This window comes from Aquiluna sp. KACHI24 (assembly GCF_025997915.1).
GTDB lineage: Bacteria > Actinomycetota > Actinomycetes > Actinomycetales > Microbacteriaceae > Aquiluna.
In genome coordinates this window covers 59,869-82,303 of record NZ_AP026677.1, presented here as the reverse complement: position 1 = coordinate 82,303, position 22,435 = coordinate 59,869, and the positions used below count along the sequence as shown (strand labels likewise).

Below are 22,435 nucleotides of genomic sequence, written 5' to 3'. Positions count from 1 at the left end.
CTCCTAAGACCAGATAAGTCTAGGTTCTAGAGAACTGAGCGTAGGCTGGTTGAGTGCTAAGACGCCTAATCGAAATCTCCCGCCCAGTGCTATGGATCAACACCATTGGCACCACCGTGGTGGGTATGTGGCTTGCGGGCTACCTGTGGGATTGGCGCGTGCTACCGATTTTGATTTGGGTAACTTTCCCATTCAATCTATTGATCTACGGCATCAACGACATCTTTGATCAAGAGACCGACAACATAAATGCCCGAAAAGGCGGCTATGAAGGTGCCCACATCTTCCCCAACGAGGTAAGACCAATCTGGATCACAACGGTCTTGACCAACGTCCCCTTCTTGATTTATTTCGCAATCACGCTCCCCTGGCAGGCCACGGCATGGATGGTTGCCTACTCACTTTTCTTCACCTTCTACTCAGCACCACCGCTTCGCTTCAAGGCGAGGAAGTACTTGGATGCACTTTCAAATACCGACTACGCCTTCCCGCTAGCATTCTTGCCGCTCGCTCTTGGTGTTGAGCCGAACTGGTGGTTGGTGATTGGCCTAATGGCATGGAGCGTTGCCAAGCACGCCTACGATGCAATTCAAGATATCCCGCAAGACAGTGACACCGGCATCGTCACCACCGCCGTCCACCTCGGAGTGAAAAAGACAGCCATTTGGTCAACCATCTGGTGGGCGATTTCGATTGCACTGTTTGCAGTTGTGAATATCCCAGTTGCGATCGCGAATGCCATCATCGCCTACCTATTGGTGGCACCGCTCTACAAAGAGCCAACACCTGAGAAGGCGCACTCCTTATATAAGTATTCAATTGCCTTCCCCTACGTCGCCGGAGCGGTCGGCGGCTTCCAGCTGGTCGTTGGGTTGGTTTTCGGTCTCTACCCATGAAACACGTAGTTGTCTTAGGTGCTGGACTCTCTGGTTTAGCGAGCGCCGCCCTGATTGCTCAGGCTGGTCATAAAGTCACAGTCATTGAGCGCAATGATTGGCTTGGTGGCAAGTCAAGAAGAGTTGAAGTTTTGGGTCAGCGCATGGATACCGGTCCTGCGCTCGTTACCTTCCCGGGGGTACTAGAAAAGCTCTATGCCGAATACGACCAACTTGGTGGCAACGCTAATCAAGTCGCTCCGCTCAAATTGAGCAAGTTGAATGAGGTTGGCGAGTACTTCTACAAAGGTCACAGAGTCACGATCCCGGTCCCTGAGAGTCACCCCTGGCATGCTCAGTGGCAGCGCTTTGAGAGAGAGCATGCTGACCTCGCGCAGGACATCACCAACCTTCTCACCACCTCACCATTTAGCGCTAAGTCGCTTCCTTCGGTGAGCAAGATCTTCTCTCGATACGGTCTAAACCTGACTACCGACAAATACCTCAAGTCGCTGACCTGGATGGACGAAGACCTCAAAGAGGTAATCGCCATCCACACCCTCAATGCCGGCATCGCCCCCAAGGACACCATCGCGCTCTATGCCTCAATCACCGCGGTGATGTCATCGCAGGGCATCTCGGTGCCAGAGGGTGGAGTGAACGAAATCGCGCAGTCACTGGCCAAACTCGCGAGAGCGGCAGGGGCCGAGATTCACCTCGGGGAAATTGTGACGAGCCTTTCAAAAGGCAAGGTCATCACCGACAAAGCTGTGTATCAACCCAATCTCGTGGTGAGCAGTCTGGACCCAGAGCAGCTGAGGATTGTGATGGGTAAAGAGCCAAAGACATGGCCCAAGCGATCCTGCTCTGGGGTGGCTATATATGCAGTTTTGAAAGAGCCACTACCTGAAAACTTTGTAACTCACTCGGTGGTCATGCCAGACAGCGGCGATGAACTGCATCAGGCGCTGTCGAAGTCTGTGCCCCCAAGACAGACCATGGCCTTTTTGAACTACTACCGACCAGGTGAGATTTACCCAAACCAAAATCCAACGGTCGCGGTTTTGCTAACCGCTCCGGCAGATGGCAAACACTACGACCTAAACAGCGAGTGGGTTAGAGCAGAACTGGATCGAATCAGCGATGTAGTTGGGCTTGATAGGCCAATTGACGAGCTCTTCGACGATTACATCACTCTGACCCCGGAGTATTTCTCGGCCTGGGGTGGACCAGGCGGTGCTCTGTATGGGAAGACTCGCAAACTCTGGCAATCAGGTCCTTTTCACTCGCCGCAGTACCGCTCCATTTTTAGACCCTGGCTTTACAAGGTCGGTGCCTCGGTTCACCCCGGCGGTGGCATCCCCGCGGTACTTGGCGGTGCGCTGAATGTTGCTCGGATGGTCATCAAGGCCAACTAACAACTGTTCGCAGCTTTTATCTGCTTCACATCAGCTGCTAGTTTCTGACTAGGAGGCGGCCATGGCCAGAGGACTAAAGCTTCTCTATGTTGAGAATGACGAAGCCCTGCTCGGCTTGCTCGGTAACTCCCTAGCCCTAAACCCAGCGATTCTCTCGATTTCTAGTGCCAGCTCATCGGATGCCGCTTTTGACCTTGCTAGTAAACAATCCTTTGATGCGGCGTTGATTGACATCTCCCTCGGACCGGAGTCGATCTCGGGAATTGAGTTAGCGCTTGGACTTAGAGAAAAGAATGAACACCTGGGTATTGTCTTGCTCTCGCAGCACATATCGGCCGGCTACCTAAGCTCACTCCCCGCGCAGTTCGGATACGGCTGGTCAGCAATTCAGAAGTCTGCAACCCTCTCAATTGAATACCTTGTCCAGGTTTTGCAGGCTACTGCGCTGGGCCTGAATGTCTCTGATCCAAATTCGCACTTTGAGCCCGCTGAAAGCGACAACCTAGCTGCCGCACTTTCACCAAGACAGCGTCAGGTTATTTCACTGGCAGCAACCGGGTTGGATGCTACCGAGATTGCAAAGCAGCTGTCTCTAGCTCCGGTCACCGTGAGGCAAGAGCTCTCGAAGTGCTACAAAATCTTGATTCCAAACCCACGGCCAGGGACCGATCTTAGAACCGCAGCGGTGCTTCGATTCCTGCGTGAAACCAGGGGCCTTGACTAGTGTTTGGGTTCTTTAGAAACATCGACCTAGTCTTTCGAGCCTGGCCACTTCGGCCGCTGCCGATGGCGGTGTTTCTGACCCTGTTTCAAATCCTGGTGAACTTTGCCACCGTGATTGCAATAGCTAGGGCAGCTGGGCAATTTGCACAACCGATTCAGATTATTGCCACAGTGCCATCAATTGTGATTGCTTTTGCGCTCGCACTCTCAACCCTCTTTGGGTTGAAGAAGCTTGGGGAGCGCTTCCCAAAATTCTTGAGTCGGATTTACCTGATGGGGGCAGTGGCATTCGGTCTTGCCATGGCGCTGGCTCGCAAGATCTCCATCAATGAGTACACCCCGGACTATTGGCGAGATCCCGCTTCTTTGGCGCGCATTTTTGCCATCTCGGTGCTTTTGTATTTCACAGTGCACATCACCCTCGGTGTCTCCAGCCTTCGGCTGGCAGAGCAGGTGAGCGCAGCCCAAGCTGCCAAGGCATCGCTGGAGATTCAGCGCGGAAAGTTGATATCCGCTCAAGAGGATGTCCGCAGGCAGATTGCAGATTTCCTTCACGACCGATTGCAATCGGACCTCGTGCTACTTGGCATGCAGATGCAAAAGTCTGTCGAAAAACTGGGTGATCAAGAACGCTCAATTGCCCAGGCCTACATCGATGAGATCGAGCGCATTAGACAATTCGATGTTAGAAACGTGTCAAGACAACTGGTTCCTGAACTCGATGGCCCCTCCCTTCGACCTGCCCTCGACGACCTGTTCTCCCGCTACCGCAAAGCCATCAATATTTCACTTCAGCTCTCAGAGCACGGCAGCCTAAAGCTCTCAGAAAAGTTGGCTGCCTACCGAATCGTGGAACAGGCTCTTCTGAATGCTGCCAAACATGGCAGTGCTAGCGAGGTTCAGGTTGAAATTCGAGAGCTAGATAGTGAAATTCAAATCACGGTTAGAAACGATGGCAGGCCGCTTGAAAGCGGATTGGTTCCCGGTGCTGGATTTGCAATCATCGATGAGTGGGTCAGCCAATTTGGAGGCGACTGGTCTCTTGGTTCTGTGGCCGATCGAACCGAGTTGAAAGTGTCACTGAAGCGGACTCTGTAAGCGTTAACAGTTAGCACTATTCTTAGCTGTGACTTAGCACTTGGAGGACTCTTGGCAGGCACAAGCATTCTGGTTTATGCGGAACGAGTTGGTGGCAATCTCTCTGAAATCGAGAAACTACTGCAGGGTCCTTTGAAGGACTTCGATGGCATCCACGTGCTGCCGTTCTTCCACCCATACGATGGCGACGACGCCGGCTTCGACCCAATCGACCACACCATCGTTGACCCACGTCTTGGCACCTGGTCTGACTTCAACCGCATTTCACAGACCCATGAGCTCACCGCCGATTTGATTGTGAACCATGCATCTAACCTCTCCCCTGAGTTTTTGGACTGGCAGGAAAAGGGAGACGCCTCTGAATACAACGGTCTTTTTCTAACCTTCGACACCGTCTTTCCAAACGGTGGCACCGAGGAGATGATCACATCCTTCTACAGACCTCGCCCTGGATTCCCCTTCACCGCTTACGAGGTTGCCGGCAAGCGTCGCTTGGTATGGACTACCTTCATGCCTAGCCAGGTAGATGTCGATATCAAGCACGAGCAGGGAATGGCTTACCTCAAGCGCATTCTTGAAGCGCTGAAGTCCGGCGGCGTAAAGGTAGTTCGCCTCGATGCCGTGGGCTATGCGGTCAAGACCCCGGGCACCGACTCCTTTATGACCAAGGAGACTTTGGAGTTTGTGAAAGAAATCACCGACCTGATTCACTCCTATGACATGAGGGTCTTGGTTGAGGTCCACGCTCACTACACCCAGCAGCTAGACATTGCACCGCTGGTTGATTTGATCTATGACTTCCAGACCGCACCGCTACTTCTGCACTCGTTCTTCACTGGCACTGTTGATCGGCTGGACAACTGGTTCAAGCTTCGCCCAAACAACTGCCTCAACGTCCTGGATACCCACGATGGTTATGGAGTCATCGATGGTGGTCCAATCGGTGGCCGTCCCGGCCTGATTACTCAGGACGAGATGGCTGAAATCTTCAAGGTGGCCGAGCGGAATACCGGTGGTCACTCGGCAATTGCCAGCGTGATTCCGCAGTGGTTCTCACTGCCACACCAGATCAATGCCACCCTGCCAAACATCGTCGCCAATGACACCGCCTACGTGATTATGCGTGCGGTGCAGTTCTTCTTACCGGGTGAGCCACAGGTTTACTACGTGGGGCTGTTCAACGGAATGGATGACCAGGAGCTATTCCGCAAGACTGGTCAAGGTCGTGATGTGAATCGTCACAACTACACCCCTGATGAAATTGCACAGGCTCTAGAGCAACCGGTCACCAAGGCCATCATTGCACTCGCAAGAGTTCGTAAGCATCCGGCATTTGAGGGTCAGTTTGGCTGGAGTGTCACCGGGGAGGACAGCATGGAGCTGTCTTGGACTAAAGGTGAAGACAAGCTGACCTTGAGCTTTGCGTTCAAGAATCCAAAGTTCCGAATTACTTCGGTCATCAACGGCGAGAGCACCGTTTACGAGGGAGTTGAAGGGCTGGCCAGCTTCTAGTTCTTGTCCCTGATCATCTGGTGAACCTCTTGTGTGAGCTTCTCGATTCGAAGCGATAGCTCGTGCACCTGCTTGGTTAACTCCAAATTCTCCTGATCCACCTGAAAGGTGTGAACCGCCAACTCAGAGTTGATCTGGTCTTCGCGCTTAGCTGCAATCAGCAGGATTGCCCCCTGGAGCGCTGCCACACAGGACAGCACCAAGTTCAACAAGATAAACGGGAACGGATCAAACCCGGAGTCCCCGTTGAAATACATCCAGACACCAAGAAATATCAGGGATGTGAATACGAAGGTCCAAGATCCCATCCCGTTGCGCAGACCATCAGCAGCTCGCTGTCCGATTGAAAGCTGTCCCTTGCCAAAGAGCTTGGTTGCTGGATGTTCGTGCCAACGAGTCATGTTTCTCCCAAAATCGATGAGTTAAGTATCTTGCCCAGCGAGCTATCTCTAGGCTTAGGGGATGCGCTTTGTGATATTTGTCATTGACGACCAAATAAACTCCGGCTCATCACACGAGATGGCGGCAATTGACGCCTTCAACGATGGGCTTCAGCAAAACGGCAACTGGATCTATGCTGCTGGAATCGCAGCTCCCACAAATGCCTTCTTGATTGACAACACAAAGGGTGAAGAACAGATCGAGTCTGGGTCACTTTTTGATTCAAACCAGTTCTACTCGGGCTTTTGGCTAATCAACGCCGACTCACTAGATCAAGCCAAAGAACTAGCCATGGCAGGATCTAAAGCCTGCAATCGACGCGTTGAACTTCGCGCATTTTTAGGACAGTAATTGAGTAATAGCAATACAAAATTCAGCTCATCCTTTCAAAAGCTTTGGTCTTCAAGTGCCGCAAGCAACGTTTCAGATGGTCTCCTAAAAACCTCTGTGCCACTGCTGGCTACCACCTTGACCAAAGATCCGTTTTGGATTTCCAGCATCGCTGCAATTGTGATGCTGCCGTGGTTGCTGTTCGCTATCCCGGTTGGCGGTCTAGTTGACCGAATCAATCGCCGTCAGATGCTGGCGGTAGCAAACAGCGTGCGATTGTCAGCAGCTCTGCTACTCGCCTTTGCCGTTGGCTTTGACTTCATCTCGCTGCCGCTATTGCTCCTGACAACGTTCATGTTTGGTGTTGGTGAGGTCATCTACGACACCACCTTGCAATCGATGATTCCGCAGGTTCTTGAGAAGGATCAACTAGAACAAGGCAACTCGAGATTGCAGGTCACCTCGGTCACGCTCGGAGAATTTGTCGGTGCGCCACTGAGTGGACTGCTGTTTGCCATCTCAATTACGCTGCCATTTTTCTTTGGGGCTCTTGGAGTTCTGGTTGCGGTGCTGCTGGTGCTCACCATTCCGCTGCAGTACGCAAACTCTGAGCCGGCTCCCAAAACCGAAGACAAAAAGAGTTTTTGGTCCGATGTTCGCTTTGGCATTCGCTACCTCTATGAGGACAAGACTCTGCTGAAGCTAGTTCTACTTACTTCGTCAATCGGATTCTTCTTCTCCGCCTCATCTTCAACAATGGTCTTGTTCCTGACCGAGACTCTGGATGTGCCCGTTGCACTTTTCGGAGTCCTGTTTGCGATGCCAGCATTCGGTGCACTTTTGGGTTCAGTGATCTCGCACCGAATTTCCAGAAGGTTTGGTAGGACTAAGGTGATGGCAATTTCGATGTCAATTTCATCGCTGCTTGTCATCTTCCAAGGGCTCTCGCCAAATTACTGGGTGCTCGCAGCTCTGGTAACACTGGGGACCGCGATCATCACCATGTGGAATGTGCTTCTAATGGCCACCTATCACCAGGTAATTCCAACCGAGCTTTTTGGTCGCATTCACGGCACAAGAAGAACTTTGGTTTGGGGTTTGATGCCGATTGGCTCGCTGCTAGGTGGTGCAATTGCGAGCATTGACCTGCGATTGCCATTCTTTGTTGGTGGTGCAATTTGTTTTGCGCTCTCGCTAATTGGCTTCCGCTTCATCGTCGGACTGCAGGGCAAAATCACCGAAAGTGAAAACGCCTAGAAACTGGCTCGTTGCAGCCTGTCTCGAATCGCTTCCGCTAGTCCTTCACCCTTGGGGGTAATCGCCACCACTCGACTAAGACCAAGCGCATCGGCTTGTCTTAGAGCGAAGTAGAGCTGCTGGGCATAGCCCTCAACATCAACTGGTGCAATCAGTCGTATCACTGAGTCCGGCGTCGGTTCGCTCGCAAGTGCAATCAAACCCTCACCCGGCGAAACAACCTGGTCTAACACCACCCTGGCATTTGGCGCATAGTGTGATGCGAGGGATCCGCTCACCCGAATATTAGAGCCACCTCTCGCGACCTCGCGATTGGTCACCTGCGTGATCATGTCGGCAGTAATCGCGCCGAGCCTTAGAAGTTTTGGAGTCTCGGTAGTGCAGTCGATGATTGTCGACTCGATGCCAACCTCAGAATCCCCGCCCTCCAAGATCACATCCTCTGAGGATAGGTATTCGCCAAGCTCCGCTCGGACTGCAGTCGCGTTGGTTGGAGAAACCTTGCCAAAGCGATTGGCACTTGGAGCCGCAGCGCCTAAACCGCCTAATTGTTCAAACTCACTCAAAAGCTTTAGTGCCACCGGGTGTGAGGGCACTCTAAGCGCGACGGTGTCCTGCCCGCCCGTTATAAAGTCCCCGGCAAGTTCTGTTCTTTTCAACACCAGGCTCATTGGTCCTGGCCAAAATGCCTTTGCCAATTGCTTTGCATACTCAGGAACTTCAGCGGCCCACTTGGTGATTAGATCGGAGTTTGAAAAATGCACAATCAACGGATGATCGGCAGGTCTTCCCTTGACCGCATATATCCTGGCAACAGCGTCAGGATTAGTGGCATCTGCAGCGAGACCATAAACGGTTTCCGTTGGCATAGCGACAAGGTGGCCCTCTTGGAGCGCCTTGGCAGCCCTTGAAATCTCAGTCACCACTTGGCTAACGGCTTCTTCTAACTTGGATTGTCGATGTCGATGACCTCACGGTCAAAAGGAGCTCTGGCTTTCCAACCAAGCTCAGACTCGATCCTAAATCTCATGCGATCACTGGCAGCGGGCTCGCCGTGAGTGACATAGGTCTGGGCCGGCGGCTTCGGAGCGGTTTTCATCCAAGCAATTAGCTCGCCAGAATCGGCATGCCCAGATAGGGTCTCGAGCTGGAAGACTTCGGCGCGTATCGGAACATCTCGACCGAAAATGCGAAGTGATGTTGCCCCCTCGGCCAACAGTCGACCTCGGGTTCCGCCAGCCTGGTAACCAGAGATCACAATGGCATTCTTGGGATCTGCTCCATAGGCGATGACGTGGTGCAGCACTCTGCCTCCGGTCATCATGCCGCTGGCGGCGATGATGATCTTGGCTCCCTTGCGATCGTTTAGCTCTTTTGATTCTTCGACGCTGTGAACCATCTTGGCAACTGAATACATAGCCTCGAATTCTTCGAGGTTGATTCGGTGCTCCTCCTGGTGCCTCCGATACATCGACGTGACATTTTCAGCCATCGGACTGTTTACAAATATCGGAACCGTTGGTATCTCACCGCGCTGCATCAAGCGATAGGTGTGCAGCATCAAGGCTTGAGTTCGACCAACGGCAAAGGCGGGAATCACGACCGTACCGCCGCGTTCTAAAACCTCTTTCAGAATTGGCTTGAGCTCTAGTTCGGGATCGATATTCGGGTGGTCCCGGTCACCGTAGGTGGACTCGGTGACCAGAATGTCGCACTGCCTGAGATCTGCCGGTGGATTCAAAAGTGGGTCGGCTGCTCTACCCATGTCTCCAGAAAAATGAATAACTTTGCCATTCACGTTTAGTGAGAGCTGGGCCGCGCCAAGGATGTGGCCGGCATGGATGTACGTTGCCTTGATGCCTGGGGTTAGCTCCACCTCTTTGTCAAAGTGCACGGTTCTGACAAGGTCCAGAGCATGCTCGACATCGTCCAGGTTGTATAGCGGCTTTGCGGGCTTGTGCTTTGAATAGCCCTTGCGATTGGCTCTTTCTGCCTCTTCTTCTAAGAGGTGAGCGCTGTCTCGCCACATGATCTCGCACAGCTCTGCGGTGCCGGTGGACATCAGAACCTGGCCGCGGAAACCATGCTTGACCAGGGCTGGAACATAGCCGGAGTGATCAAGGTGAGCGTGCGTGATCAGCACCAAATCGATGCTGTCTGGTGGAACCGGGAACTCTTGCCAGTTTTTTAGGCGAAGGTTCTTGTAGCCCTGAAACAAACCACAGTCAATCAAGATTCGCTTGCCGTTGGATTCAATCAGGTATCGGCTACCGGTCACAGTCTCCGTGGCACCTAAAAAGCTGAGCGAATTCTTTGGTCTGTCCATACTCAAAGCTTAGGACTACTGCTATTCAAACCGCAGAGCATCAATTGGCTCTAGGCGAGATGCGGTCCGGGCTGGCCAAACTCCGAAAAGAACTCCCACTGCCAAGGAAAAGCCCAGGGCCAGAGAAATTGTGTCCATACGAATCGAAAATTCCCAATCGCCCAAGATGGCGAGGAAGAATGCGGCAATTTCTCCAAGTATCAGCCCGACTACACCTCCGGCCAAAGACAGCACCACGGCCTCGATCAGAAATTGGGTGAGGATATCTTTTTGCTTAGCGCCAATCGCTCGGCGAACCCCAATCTCCCTGGTTCGCTCACGAACCGAGACCAGCATGATGTTCATGATTCCAATGCCACCAACGATCAAGCTGATCGCAGCAATGCCGGTTAGCAAAAGACCCAACGTGTCAGTGATGCTGCTAACTGCGGATAGCAGGGAGGCCTGATTGGTGATTGTGTATCGAGCATCGGTTGAATCAGATAGCCCGTATCGCTCACGCAGCAGTCTGTCTGCCGCAACCTGAAGTGCGTCAACACCCTCTGCGGTCGTTGCCTGAATCACGATCGAGGAAACGTAGGGGTATTGGCTAAAGATCTTTCTGGCTGCATCCAGGCTCACGTAAACCCGACCCGACGTTCCAAAACCAGCCTGGTCATCCAAGACTCCAACCAACCGGAATGCTTGACCGTTTAGTTTCACCGTCTCGCCCAGCATGGTTGCATCGAGGCCTAGATCATTGGCGGCATCGGCTCCAAAGACGACATCTCTAGATTGCAGCGCAGCAGGATTAGAAGAAAGGTATGAGCCGAGTGCCAGCTCTGGCTTTACTGCCTCGAAGTAGTCCTTGGAGACCCCGACCAATCTGGCACTTACCCGGGCCTCCGATGTCGCAATCGTGCCTTCGTTCTGGGACTGCATAAACATCACGGCAACGCCCTCGAGCTTTGCCAGAGCCTCGGCATCTTGCTCGGTCAACGCATCTGGAGCCATGGCTGAGATGTTGAGCTGATTAGTGCCAAGGGTGGCAAGAGATTTGTTGATGCCCTGTGATGCGCCATCAACGATTGAGGTGAGGGCAACGATTGCGGCAACGCCAATCACAACACCCAACATGGTCAATAGCGATCGAGTCTTTGTGGCCCAGATTCGATTGAGCGCTAGCCGTGCGGTGCCAAGCAGATTCACGCTGCACCCCTCTCGTCTCGCTCGATTTTTCCATCGCGCAAGAAAACTCTTCGAGGTGCGCTCGCCGCAATCTCAAGATCATGGGTGATCAAAATGATGGTTCTTCCATCTCGATGCAGCTGCTGCAGCAATTCAATTACCTGCGCGCCGGTTTTGGAGTCAAGAGCACCGGTTGGTTCATCTGCCAGCACGATATCTGGCTCGGTAACCAGCGCTCTGGCGATGGCGACTCGCTGCTGCTGCCCACCAGATAGTCGGTTGCGATCAAAGTTCAGGCGCTCAGCCAACCCCAGCTGCGAAAGCATCTCCGCGGCCCGCTGTCGCGCCTTGCCGGAGGGAATGCCCTGATACAAAAGTGGTGCCATTACGTTCTCGATGGCGGTGGTGTTGGGCAAGAGTTGAAACTGTTGAAACACAAATCCGATTGACTTGGACCGAAGCGCGGTCAGCTGATCATCGTTGAGCTCTTGGGTTGATGAGCCTGATATCTCAACTACTCCAGAGCTCGGCCTGTCGAGACAGCCAATCAAATTCATCATGGTCGACTTACCGCTACCGGAAGGTCCGACGATTGCAACGTATTCCCCGGTTTGAATCTCTAGATCGATGCCGTCTAGAGCGACCGTTACCTGATCGCCAACCAGGTATTCGCGTCGCACATCCTTGAGGCTGACAACAGCGTTAGTCACTCTGGCGCGCTCCTGGAGGAGGTCCAAAGTTCACAGGTCCCGGGATCGTGCCGCTGATACCCGTTATGACTTGATCGCCCTCGCTTAGACCTTTGGTCACCTCGGCGTAGCTATCGCCGAAGAGCCCAAGCTCGATGCTTACTCGCTCAACACTTTGGTTACCATCTTGGTCGACTCTCAGCAAATCAACCTGTGGTTCGTCCTCACCAACTAGAGCACTCAACGGCACGGCAAACACATCGGCCTTGGTTTCAACCTCAATCTCAGCGGTGGCACTCATGCCGAAGCGAGCTCCTTGCGGCAGCTTTGAAACCTGAAGCAAAACTTCATACTGCTTGATGCCGCTGACAGATTGGGCAACTTGGCCGACCCGAAGAACCTCTCCTGAAAACTCAGCATTGATGGCATCTAACTCAACGTTGGCAATCTGACCAAGCTTGACCAAGTCGGCATCGTACTCACTCACAAACACCGAAACGATTGGCTCATCGCTGCCGATGGTGAGAACTGAGGTTGCGGTCCTGAGCCCCGCCGAGGTATCGATCGATCGCACCACGCCGGAGTCAATAGCCTCGACTTCAACCTCGCGACCGAGTTGGTCAAGATAGGTGAAAAGTAGCTGACCGCTCTCAACCAACTCGCCCAGATCGACCTCGATGGATTCAACCTCTAGTGCTGCACCAAACTGGGCTGGGGCAGCGGGGGAACCATTCACGGAACTGAGAATTGGTTGCGCGGCGGTGCCATAGGAGAGTAATTCAGTCTCGGCTAACTGACCATTCGCGGAGACGGTCTTGATGACCTCGGTGCGGATCACCTCATAGGTTTCATACTCCGGCTTGGGGGCGAAATTGGGTGCAACGAAGATTGCTCCAACTGCGGAAATTGCAATCAGTAAACCTAGAACTATTGGCCAGCGCTTTTTACGCATCCTGCCCTCTCCTGCGCTGCGAAGCGCTCAATAGAGTCAACCCGCTCACACTACGAGCTGTTCCTGTGACTTGGCCCCGAGCCGACTGTGAATCACGTGACTAGGCTTTGTGAAATGGAGCTGGTGAGAGACGTCGCAAGGGTTTTACTGCTGAGCGAGCAAAACGAAATCTTGCTGCTTGCTGGCAGTGACCCGACTCAACCGGCAAAAGGTCACTGGTGGTTCACGCCAGGGGGCGGGCTGGAAGATAGCGAAAGTTTTCACCAAGCCGCAGCCAGGGAACTATTCGAAGAAACTGGGTTCCACGCTCAGGTTTCGGGCGAACCACTCTGGGAACGAGTAGCCAGTTTTGAATTCATGGGGCAGTTGTATCGACAGCGCGAATTCTTCTTCACCTTGCGTGCCCATCGGTTTGAACCCGCACCGGCACTGCTCACTGAAGTTGAGCAGCAATCGTTTCTTCGTTTCAAATGGTGGTCTTTCGCCGAGCCATCTCAAACTTCGGAGACTGTCTATCCGGTTGATCTAGCCGAGCGATTCGACCAGATCTTGAACCACGATGGCCTCACCACCACCGTCTTACCAGAGCAACGCATCAGCGGATAACCGAATAACACGTGTATGAGAAGTGCATAACAGGTGTATTGAAATTCCCTCTGCGGAACATGGGGTTTTAGCCTTCGGCTAACCAGCGCTCACCTTTGTGAGTGCTAGATAGGCGACGCTGATGAAGATCAAGGTTCTACTGCTTTCACTGCTAGTTGGTTTGGTCCAGACTCTAGTTCCGGTTGCGGCCCAAGCCAACGCTCCGCAACCTCCTGCTGGGCCGGTGTTTAACCAGGTTCAGCTGAAGGTATTGGCAGACAATGACTTCGCGGTCTTTATGGGTAATGACCAAGAGATCACCAGGTTGTTTTACCAAAACAACGTGAGCTGGTACGCGCAGGTTGATGCCATTCAGACCCTTGACGTCTACCCAATCAGTGGCGAAACCTTCATTTACATCCTGCCCATGGGTGGAAATGGCTATGTCCCCCCAGGTCAGGGAAACGGCGGTGAGGAGAACTGGTCGGGAGTTCTCAACAACATTCCACTGCTCGATTACCCAGGTGGTGAGGTGGCCGTGGGTCGCAGTGTCTCGGACCCAAAGGACATTCTGCACAGCGGCTACCTGATTCTGAATCAGCACATCACCGGCTTCACCAACAGTTCGGGAAACATCTCAAACGGTGACTTCAGCGTTTCCCTGGAGGATCTTCAGCCAGCAAGCCGCAATTTGATCTGGGGCGATGCTGTCAGGTCCTCTAGCCCACAGATTGCTGACCCATTCAACAGCTGCACGGTTGCGTGTAGCGGAAACCGCTTTTCCCCTGCAATTCCAAACGGAGCTTGGGACTTTCCAGATGGCACCGCTGTGCTGTTCCGTTATCCACTTAGCAATGCGAACCTTCCGGTGTCACCGGGAGATCGTCAGATCACAGTCTCCTGGAAGGACCCGGGGGCTGGAGGTGCAGTTGATGACTACCTAATCGAATACAAAGAGACCAGTCAGCCCGACTCCACCTACAAGGTTTTTGGAACAGTACCGGGCACAGCCAGAACTTCAACCGTTACCGGTCTAACCAACGGAACTGCATACACGATTCGTGTGTCCGCCAGAAACTCAGCCGGAGCAGCGTCTTCACTGGGTAGATCTGTAGTGCCAACCGGCACACCCTCGAGACCGACCAACCAGGCTTATGCTGCCGGTGACGGTTCGGTTTCAATTGACTTTGCTGCACCGGATAACGATGGCGGCATGGCCATCACCAATTACGCCTACTCACTTGATGATGGCCAGACTTGGATCACCCGAAACCCAGCATCGGTTGCCTCACCAATCACCATCCCGAACCTGACAAACTTCACCAACTACAACGTCAGATTGCGCGCACTTAACCCATTTGGTGCTGGGCCGGCATCGCTCCCAATCACGGTGAGACCTGGAATTACTCAAACCAGAACCTTGACCTATCTATCGGGCACTCTGGCAGAAACGAGCCCGTTGCCAGCCGGTGGCACTCTAGCGGTCGGTGAAACCTTCACCATTCCTGCCGGACCCACCAGAACCAACTTCACCTTCACCGGCTGGAAAGAGGGAAGCACGCTCTATGCACCTGGTGCTACCTACACGGTCGGAGCAACGAACCCGAACCTCACCGCTCAGTGGGTGCAGAACTCCCTTTTGGGTCTAAACACAAGTCAAGGGGCATCCAAGGTTTTGACCTGGAACATTGCGGCAAATCAAAGCATCGACGTGACGGTGGCCGCCGGTTCAAGTAACTCGGTCAGGATTCAAATTCCAAATGGCGCACTGGCGCCGGGCACCGAGGTGATCTTTTGGAGATTGCTAAATGACGAGCTCGCGAAGGCCAGAATCAATAACTCCAAGGACTACTTTGTAAACCTGGCTGTCACCTGGGCCAAGGGTGACGATGTCAATACGCCAAAGTATGTGGTTGACGCCAGCATTCCAATTCTGCTGACCATCACTAACCCCGACATCGTTGCTGGGGCAACCGCTTGGCAGATTGTTGGCGACACGGTTCGCGTGATTGGAAATGCCACTAGGAACGGTGAATTGGTTATCCAATTCACCGAAGACCCGGTGATCACCGCAGCCAACGTGCCACCAGCTCCAGCATTCAGCGCACCAGTTGCGACCGTTGATGGCTTCACCGTCAACATCACAAACTATGACGCTCAGTACAGCTGGGATACCCCAACCATCACGGCAGGAACAGTGACCGCTGGAGCGCCCTCGGGAAGTACCATCCCGCTGACAGTCACTGGACTAGCCCCTGGTCAGTCAGCCACGATTACTCAGAGGGCATTCCTAAACGGGGTCTATCAAGCGGGTACCTTGACCGGAAACTCGATAATCCCGGCAACCGCTCCACAGTCCAATCCGATCCGGACTACCCCGCTGCTGCCCGAAATCAACTCCTTCTCAAAACGAGTTTTGGAGGAGGGTGCCAGTGAGCAGGTAACGCTGTTTGGAAGAAGACTGAACCTGATCAGCAAAATCTCGATCGCCGGCCAACCGGTGAAGGTCGAGAGTTCGTCGGCAACCGAAATTACTCTTCGACTCCCATCCCTAAAGGTTGGAAAATACGACTTGGACATGGTCGTTGACGGCGGTGGTTCTCTAACGTTCCTCGAGGCATTTGAATCCATCGCGAAAGCCCAAACCGTTATTGAAGAAACTCCAGTACTGGAATCGCCTTCCCCAAGAGCCAGTTGGAGCCGAATGCGCCTTTCCGGCTTCCAGGGTGATCGATCAACAATTACCGCTTCGCTTGGCTCCCGATTGAGAGCAAAGGTCTCAGGCATGGGACAGGCGTCAAAGGTAATTTGCACCGGCACAACATCTTCAACCAAGGCAACCGAGTCCGATCGACTACTTGCCCTGAGCAGAGCTAAGGCTGCTTGCGATCGAATCAGAGCGATGTATCCAAATGCCAGCTACACCACAAAGGCTTGGCCGGCATCAGGTGTTGGGGCCAGGCACCGGTCAGTATTTATAGAAATATTCGGCTCAAAGGACTAATTGACATACCGGAAGCCGGGTAACTCGGGGTCCCTAGACTAGGCAAATGGTCAAGCCTCAGCCCAAACGCCGTTATGTCCCGATTGACATGAGCGCGTATGGGGCACTTGATGGCGAATGGCGAAAGATTGGTCTCACTGCCCCAGCTCGGAAGGCACTGGTAGACGCCAAGCTATACAAGGTCAGTGACCTTAGAAAGATCACACTGACCGAGCTAACCGAATTAGAAGGCATATCTAAGTCCTCGATCGCCCGCATCAAAGTGATCATGAACGCCAAAAAAATCAGTTTTCGCTAGCCCAATGGTTATAACGATTGAGCTACGTGGGGAAGCTAATCAACCAGCTAGACGTTCGATGATGAATGGGACTACATCTAAAGCAGGGCACTGATTTTCAATCGGTCTTCAATCGCGCTCGTCAGGCAGCACCCGAGGCATTTGATCAACAATCCATTCGCAACCTGATTGGTGGCGAATGGGTGGTATTGGGAAACCAGGCCAATCATCTCACGCCAGTTGATCAATCAACCATCGTGGGCCCATCCATGCTCAATTTGAAGCAGACTCAGGATGCCGTTCACAAGGCATCAAAGATGCACACCACCTGGGGCAAGGTAACGCTAGATGAGCGGAAGAACCGGGTAGCGAAAGCCGTCGAATTACTGCGCGAACACAGAGACACCATTGCACAGCTTCTGGTTTGGGAAATTGGTAAACCTTGGAAGCTGGCTTGTGCCGATGTCGACCGCTGTATCGAAGGCGTGGAGTGGTACCTCGGTGAAATCGATCGTCAAATTCAAGGTCGAACCCCGCTGTCTGGACCGGTATCAAATATCGCTTCTTGGAACTACCCGCTAAGCGTTCTGGTTCACGCCGAGCTCGTCCAACTGCTAGCAGGCAACGCGGTGATTGCTAAGACTCCAAGTCAGGGTGGGTTTCATGCACTAACTCTTTCGCACGCGCTGATGGCGCGGGCGGGTCTGCCGGTCACCCTGATCTCGGGTTCGGGTTCAGAGCTGGCTCCAGCGCTAGTTAGCTCACCAGAGCTCGGAGCCCTTGCGTTTGTTGGTGGTCGCAATAATGGTCGCGCCGCGGCTAGCTCACTGACTTCGCTGGCTAAGCGTCACATTTTGGAACAGGAAGGCTTGAACTCCTGGGGTATTTGGAACTACTCCAACTGGTCTGAGCTGGCAGCGCACCTAACCAAGGGTTTTGAATACGGCAAACAGCGCTGCACCGCCTACCCACGTTATGTGGTCCAGCGTGAACTCTTCCCAGAATTCTTAGAAATGTACCTGGAGGTAGTGAAGAACCTGCGCTTTGGTCACCCACTTGCGGTCCAAGATCCGAACGATGACTATCCGGATCTGCACTTCAGCTCCGTAATCTCCGCAAAGAAAGCCAAAGAACTAAACGAAGCCTTTGATGAGGCAGTAAACCGTGGTGGTGTGCCGCTTTACCGCGGCAAGCTAAGTTCAGGCACGTTCCTAGATGGGCAAGACACCTCGGCGTATGTGGCACCGATGACACTCTTGGAGCCTCCGAAGTCTTGGTCGATTCACCACTCCGAACCATTTGGGCCACTTGACTCTGTTGTTCTGGTTGACACCGAGGCCGAGCTACTTGCAGCCATGAATGTGTCGAATGGAAACCTGGTTAGCTCGGTTGCAACAGATGACATGGCCTTCGCGGAGAGGGTCCGAGAAGAGTCGCAAGCCTTCAAGTTTGGGATCAACAAGCCAAGAAGCCGTGGTGACAAGGCAGAGGTGTTCGGTGGTCGCGGTGCAAGCTGGCGTGGTTGCTTTGTTGGTGGAGACCTGCTGGTGCAGTCGGTAACAGAAGGTGAGGGCCGTCTGTACGGAAACTTTGCAGATGGATCTAGGTACCCAGAAGTTGCCTAGAAGTTAGGGCTGCAGCCGCTGCACCTGCCACTCGCTGACTACACCTGAATCGGCAATGGTCCGTGAGAACTCAATGCGGTCATGCATGCGATTAGAGCGACCCTTCCAGAACTCGATTCGGTTGGGGACGATCAAATAGCCGCCCCAGTGCGCAGGTCTCGGAACATCCTCACCCGGGTATCGCTCCAGCGCAGATTCGAACTGGGCATCCAGGGCTGCTCGAGACTCAATTGGCTGAGACTGGTGCGAAGACCAGGCAGCCACTCTCGACTCTCTTGGCCTTGAGTTGAAGTAGGCATCGGACTCTTCAGCACTCACCTTGTGTGCCCGACCTTGAATCAGAACCTGTCTGTAGATCGAGTACCAACCAAAAACACAGCTCACGTATGGGTTTGCAGCTAACGCCTCCCCCTTTCGGGACAGGTAGTTGCTGGCAAAGAAGAACCCCTCTTCACCCACGCCCTTTAGAAGAACGGTCCTTGAGCGCGGATGGTTTTCAGGATCCACGGTTCCGAGCACGAATGCATTTGGTTCATAGATGTTCGACTGCTCAGCCTCTTTGAGCCATAGCTTGAACTGCTCGATTGGATCAGCGAGCAAGTGTGATTCGTCCAACAGCTCCTGGCCGTAGTCTTCGTGACGCTCTAAGGATTCCATGTAGCCATTTTGTCACCCGACTAGCGCGAGATTAGGAGAGCTAACTGAATCCATGTGGGTGGGGGCTTTACCCAAAGAATGTTTTTCGCATTGACTGCCAATTTCCTCGCCAGGGCGTGGACAGGCCCCTCTTGTTACTTGCCGTATTGATCTGGCAGTTTCATTCCTGGGCCACCCGCTTGAAGTCCAAGGGGTCTGCTTCGACCGCTTGGTTTTTCCCAAGCCTCTTGGCGACCAAGTGCCGTCAGGTCAAGATATGGGTAGGCATTGTGAAATTGCTTTATCCCACGACCGACGATGTCATAGGTCAAGAAGACTTTTTTGCCAACTCTTAGAACATCACTGATTCCCGGCATCTCGGTGCCATTCAAATCCGCACTCCAAGGTTCTGGGTTGCCCTATGACCACGGAGTCCCGGTTCGCTCCAGATTAGCCTTGGTTTTGAAATGAAGGAGCTTCGCCACTGGGGCCCGCCAGATTGCCACCTGACTGAAGTTGCGAGCATGGAGCTGCCTGAGGTTTCCAATTCAATTGGAGTCGTTCTAGCTCCACCAATTGTCGGTGCTGAACGCTATCTTGCTCGCCTCTAAACGCCTACAAAGATTCTCGTATTGATTGGAGGCTCGCTCTCTGGCTTGAGGAGTTGAGAAGCCGTCTCGTTCATCGAAGTTGGCAAGCATAAAGTCACACCAGTCTTGCAAGTCTGAGACCAAATTTGGCTCCAACTGATTCCTCAAGGAGGATTCGCCTACCTCCACGAACGGCCAGCGCGTCCAATTGAATGAAAAAACAATCTCGTCTGGTCCCAAATTGACTAGCCTTGGCAGCTCGGTGTGTTTGTTGGGATGGAAGTTATCACTTTCTTGTTGTTAGAGGAGACGATGATAGTGGGGTTGAAGGTTTTTACATATTGAGGTGCCCCGTTTACGTATTTGAACACTACAAGTGGTGTGGTGTAGCACCTCTTTGATCCTGCGAAATTGATTACCAACGAGGGCGCAGCTAATGCATTTGTTGTGGCCCAAACCATAAAGTCATCCCAAAGTCCCCCGCTGCCCTTCTGGTTTTCCCACGCCGTTTGGTGCCTTGCTCTTATGTGTACATATCCCTCGGCGCTAGTGCCACACTTCAAATCCACTGCACCGTCTGCTGAGCTGTTCATCGTAGCGACTACTAAATCGGCAACGCCAGCATTACACAGACCGATCACGAGTGGGTTCAATCTGGTTTGAATTCGCGGTGAAGTTTCTGACGAACGATCAATAATGGGATCACCGGCATACCACTCACCAGTTGTTGCCGAGTACATAACAACTGTTCCGTCTGGAGGTGTCGACACAGCAGAATAAGCCCTGCCGGGAATCCCAAGCACCATTACCGACGCTATTGCGTAGACCGCAAACGCCATCAAGAGGCGCTTAGTCAAAACTGTTGAGCTAGGTTTCTTGATTTTTTACCCCCGTTACAAATGTTGAGATTCTACCTATCGAACATCTCATAAATATGTTCGGAAGTTATCAATGCGAGCATGTTCGCTCCAGTTTCCGAACGAATCATGAAAGACCAGTCTCCAAGAGTCGTCGAGACCAAGCTGTTGTCATCAAGAAGAACCCCTTGCACTTCCATCTACTTGAGGGCCTCAGGCATCTCACGAAGCTCGGAAAATACACTCCTCTGCTTTGCATTTTGACAGACTTTGAATTTCACTAGGTCCTCAGTCTTTGACCTAGTGTGAGAGCCAACCTTATGTGCTGGAATTCCCTTATCGCTAATTCGCTTCTTGGGGTTCGGTCTAGAAACCCCAAAGCGAGACGGCTGCGGCGGCTATTGTCATTTCGACAGGAAGGGTCGTAAAGGTGATTGATTCGCCTTTGGCTGCAACGTGCAAGACTGCCTCCAGCAGAGCCGAGGTTGAAAGCGACAGCGCCAATTGGCGACCATCGTCTAAATCAATCAGGAATTTGGCATGGAGATCAGCTTTGATTCCAAATTCATGGCCGAACTGTAGGTCGCCGTCGCGAAGGGTGGATTCAGAGAGTTTTCAGAGTGGCAGGGATGTCTGCATGGCCAGGCTGCTAATTTCGACTGATACTGATTCGAATCCAAGCGGAACGGAACCTAAAGGAATAATCCGGAAAGAGAAATGACGCGGCCGTGAAAACCGCGTCATCTCAGCGCGCTCGGAGGGACTCGAACCCCCAACCTTCTGATCCGTAGTCAGATGCTCTATCCGTTGAGCTACGAGCGCTGGGCAACGATGGAAGAGTCTAGCGCAAAACCATCCAAGAACTAAAGTCCCGATTTACTGCTGTGCAGAGATCAGATCGAGCAGGGTAAGCACCTGGTCGTAGTAGTTATTTTCAACATCATCCGAGAGCTTGACGATGATGGTGTTGGTCTTTGGGTTCATGAGCATGAACTGGCCGCGATAACCCTGGGTCAGGTAACTGCCATTTGGCCGGTGCCACATGTTTGCCCCAAAGCGCTCGGAACCAAACCCGCCAAACCAAACCTTGGCCGGGGTGGTCATGCGTGCATGCCAGTCCTCACTAATGACCCTCGCCCCAGCTTGTGGACCGAATGCAGCTCTGCCCTCATTTAGAAACACTCCACCAACCAAGGCGAGATCCCGAGCGGTGACATTGAAGCAACAGAACGACTTCTCCCAGCCACCCTCACGATCAACTGCCCAGCTGGCATCGTTGGCTGCGCCAACGCGCTCCCAAACGCTGGAGCCAAAGTAGTTAGACAGTGACATTCCAGAAACCTGGGTTACAACCATGCCCAACAGCTGGGTGTTCACAGAGCGGTACTCGTATTCCTCGCTACCCGGTTCGCAAACCACCTTCAGATTGTTCGTTAAGACAAAGTCCATGTCGGTGGTGGCGAACATCTGAGCCACTGGGTACCCCCAACCGGCAGGACCGGAGGGGTAATCCTCATCAATTCCGATGCAGGACTGCATGTCCAAAAGATGTTTGATGGTGACTTGATCTAGACCCTCAACAAATGCATATTGAGGTAGGTAGGTTGTGACCGGTTCTTGCTCACGAATCAGACCATCGGCTATCAGGTTTCCGATCGCCATGCCAACCATGGTCTTGCCGATGCTCATTGTGTTGATGAGCTCATTTTGTGAAAAGTCCTCTGAGTACTTCTCATAGGTGATTACACCGTCTCGAATTACCAAAAACGCCTTGGTGGCAGTTGCCCTGAGCAGGTCATCGACCACATAACTTTCGCCTTCAAACTCGAAGGTTTCGGGCAGCACCTCTGATTCGGTCGCAACCTCCCACTCATGCGGCAAAACCGAGGCTGGAATCACATGGGTGGGCATCAGCTCAGGTTGCTCAGATGGCACACTCTGCGCGAGCTGGTAGGCAGCAACAGGGTTTGGATACCTGACCACGAGAGTCAAGGAGAATGCTGTGACAGCAAGGGCGAGAATCGGGATGAGGAACCAAAACGAAATGAGTTTGAGAGTCTTTTTCATCGAAGG

The 22,435-nt window shown here is 52.9% G+C and carries 22 protein-coding genes and 1 tRNA gene; 11 read left to right on the top strand and 12 right to left on the bottom strand.

Annotated elements, in window-relative coordinates; translation table 11 throughout:
- The first annotated feature begins 53 nt into the window (after positions 1-53).
- From OO713_RS00445 to OO713_RS00425, 5 genes are all read left to right on the top strand, one after another.
- Positions 54-896 carry a UbiA family prenyltransferase gene (locus OO713_RS00445; protein ID WP_264785613.1) on the top strand — a complete coding sequence of 281 codons (843 nt, stop codon included), beginning with the start codon at positions 54-56 and terminating at the stop codon, positions 894-896.
- On the top strand, positions 893-2,293 hold the full coding sequence (locus OO713_RS00440) for an NAD(P)/FAD-dependent oxidoreductase (protein WP_264785611.1): 1,401 nt from the start codon (positions 893-895) through the stop codon (positions 2,291-2,293). The genes OO713_RS00445 and OO713_RS00440 overlap by 4 nt, the downstream gene beginning before the upstream one ends.
- 61 nt (positions 2,294-2,354) lie before the next feature.
- Positions 2,355-3,017: a response regulator gene (locus OO713_RS00435; protein WP_264785609.1), complete on the top strand. Its 663-nt coding sequence runs from the start codon at positions 2,355-2,357 to the stop codon at positions 3,015-3,017.
- On the top strand, positions 3,017-4,114 hold the full coding sequence (locus OO713_RS00430; protein WP_264785607.1) for an ATP-binding protein: 1,098 nt from the start codon (positions 3,017-3,019) through the stop codon (positions 4,112-4,114). Before OO713_RS00435 ends, OO713_RS00430 begins: the two co-directional genes overlap by 1 nt.
- A 51-nt stretch (positions 4,115-4,165) precedes the next feature.
- Entirely contained in the window at positions 4,166-5,626 is a 1,461-nt protein-coding gene (locus tag OO713_RS00425; RefSeq protein ID WP_264785605.1) for an alpha-amylase family glycosyl hydrolase, read from the top strand.
- Here OO713_RS00425 and OO713_RS00420 read toward each other — a convergent pair.
- Positions 5,623-6,027, bottom strand: a complete 405-nt coding sequence (locus tag OO713_RS00420; RefSeq protein WP_264785603.1) for a DUF1003 domain-containing protein — start codon at positions 6,025-6,027, stop codon at positions 5,623-5,625. The genes OO713_RS00425 and OO713_RS00420 overlap by 4 nt on opposite strands.
- 61 nt (positions 6,028-6,088) lie before the next feature.
- On the opposite strand from OO713_RS00420, the gene OO713_RS00415 reads away from it, so the two are divergent.
- Positions 6,089-6,418, top strand: coding sequence for a YciI family protein (locus tag OO713_RS00415; protein WP_264785601.1), 330 nt, complete (start codon positions 6,089-6,091; stop codon positions 6,416-6,418).
- On the top strand, positions 6,419-7,654 hold the full coding sequence (locus tag OO713_RS00410) for an MFS transporter (protein ID WP_264785599.1): 1,236 nt from the start codon (positions 6,419-6,421) through the stop codon (positions 7,652-7,654). It begins immediately after the preceding gene.
- Here OO713_RS00410 and OO713_RS00405 read toward each other — a convergent pair.
- The 5 genes from OO713_RS00405 to OO713_RS00385 are packed head-to-tail and all read right to left on the bottom strand — an operon-like array spanning position 7,651 to position 12,788.
- Positions 7,651-8,577 (bottom strand): L-threonylcarbamoyladenylate synthase, encoded by a 927-nt coding sequence (locus OO713_RS00405; protein ID WP_264785598.1) that lies wholly within the window; start codon positions 8,575-8,577, stop codon positions 7,651-7,653. The genes OO713_RS00410 and OO713_RS00405 overlap by 4 nt on opposite strands.
- A 20-nt stretch (positions 8,578-8,597) precedes the next feature.
- Positions 8,598-9,980 carry an MBL fold metallo-hydrolase gene (locus tag OO713_RS00400; RefSeq protein WP_264785597.1) on the bottom strand — a complete coding sequence of 461 codons (1,383 nt, stop codon included), beginning with the start codon at positions 9,978-9,980 and terminating at the stop codon, positions 8,598-8,600.
- 21 nt (positions 9,981-10,001) lie between these two features.
- Entirely contained in the window at positions 10,002-11,168 is a 1,167-nt protein-coding gene (locus tag OO713_RS00395; protein ID WP_264785596.1) for an ABC transporter permease, read from the bottom strand.
- Entirely contained in the window at positions 11,165-11,857 is a 693-nt protein-coding gene (locus tag OO713_RS00390) for an ABC transporter ATP-binding protein (protein ID WP_264785595.1), read from the bottom strand. Before OO713_RS00390 ends, OO713_RS00395 begins: the two co-directional genes overlap by 4 nt.
- Complete coding sequence (locus OO713_RS00385) at positions 11,850-12,788, bottom strand: hypothetical protein (RefSeq protein ID WP_264785594.1); 939 nt, start codon at positions 12,786-12,788, stop codon at positions 11,850-11,852. The genes OO713_RS00390 and OO713_RS00385 overlap by 8 nt, the downstream gene beginning before the upstream one ends.
- Positions 12,789-12,902: 114 nt before the next feature.
- Here OO713_RS00385 and OO713_RS00380 point away from each other — a divergent pair, with 114 nt between their 5' ends.
- The 4 genes from OO713_RS00380 (at position 12,903) to OO713_RS00365 (ending at position 18,279) form a co-directional block, all read left to right on the top strand.
- Complete coding sequence (locus OO713_RS00380) at positions 12,903-13,394, top strand: NUDIX domain-containing protein (RefSeq protein ID WP_264785593.1); 492 nt, start codon at positions 12,903-12,905, stop codon at positions 13,392-13,394.
- A 121-nt stretch (positions 13,395-13,515) separates the two neighbouring features.
- Positions 13,516-16,377, top strand: coding sequence for a fibronectin type III domain-containing protein (locus tag OO713_RS00375; RefSeq protein WP_264785591.1), 2,862 nt, complete (start codon positions 13,516-13,518; stop codon positions 16,375-16,377).
- Positions 16,378-16,423: 46 nt separating this feature from the next.
- A complete protein-coding gene (locus OO713_RS00370) occupies positions 16,424-16,675 on the top strand; it encodes a hypothetical protein (RefSeq protein ID WP_264785590.1) in 252 nt (83 codons plus the stop codon).
- A gap of 65 nt (positions 16,676-16,740) precedes the next feature.
- Positions 16,741-18,279 (top strand): aldehyde dehydrogenase family protein, encoded by a 1,539-nt coding sequence (locus tag OO713_RS00365; protein ID WP_264785588.1) that lies wholly within the window; start codon positions 16,741-16,743, stop codon positions 18,277-18,279.
- Between the two features lie 3 nt (positions 18,280-18,282).
- Here the strand turns inward: OO713_RS00365 and pdxH are convergent, their stop codons facing one another.
- From pdxH to OO713_RS00335, 6 genes are all read right to left on the bottom strand, one after another.
- Positions 18,283-18,936 (bottom strand): pyridoxamine 5'-phosphate oxidase, encoded by a 654-nt coding sequence (pdxH, locus tag OO713_RS00360; RefSeq protein ID WP_264785587.1) that lies wholly within the window; start codon positions 18,934-18,936, stop codon positions 18,283-18,285.
- Between the two features lie 134 nt (positions 18,937-19,070).
- Entirely contained in the window at positions 19,071-19,307 is a 237-nt protein-coding gene (locus OO713_RS00355) for a DUF899 domain-containing protein (RefSeq protein WP_264785586.1), read from the bottom strand.
- A 443-nt stretch (positions 19,308-19,750) separates the two neighbouring features.
- Positions 19,751-20,344 (bottom strand): hypothetical protein, encoded by a 594-nt coding sequence (locus tag OO713_RS00350; RefSeq protein ID WP_264785585.1) that lies wholly within the window; start codon positions 20,342-20,344, stop codon positions 19,751-19,753.
- Positions 20,345-20,728: 384 nt separating this feature from the next.
- A complete protein-coding gene (locus tag OO713_RS00345; protein WP_264785584.1) occupies positions 20,729-20,866 on the bottom strand; it encodes a hypothetical protein in 138 nt (45 codons plus the stop codon).
- 245 nt (positions 20,867-21,111) lie between these two features.
- Positions 21,112-21,184: transfer RNA gene (locus tag OO713_RS00340), tRNA-Arg, on the bottom strand.
- A 54-nt stretch (positions 21,185-21,238) separates the two neighbouring features.
- The gene (locus OO713_RS00335) at positions 21,239-22,429 is read right to left on the bottom strand and encodes a serine hydrolase (RefSeq protein ID WP_264785582.1); all 1,191 of its coding nucleotides are present in this window, start codon (positions 22,427-22,429) and stop codon (positions 21,239-21,241) included.
- Positions 22,430-22,435 lie beyond the last annotated feature (6 nt).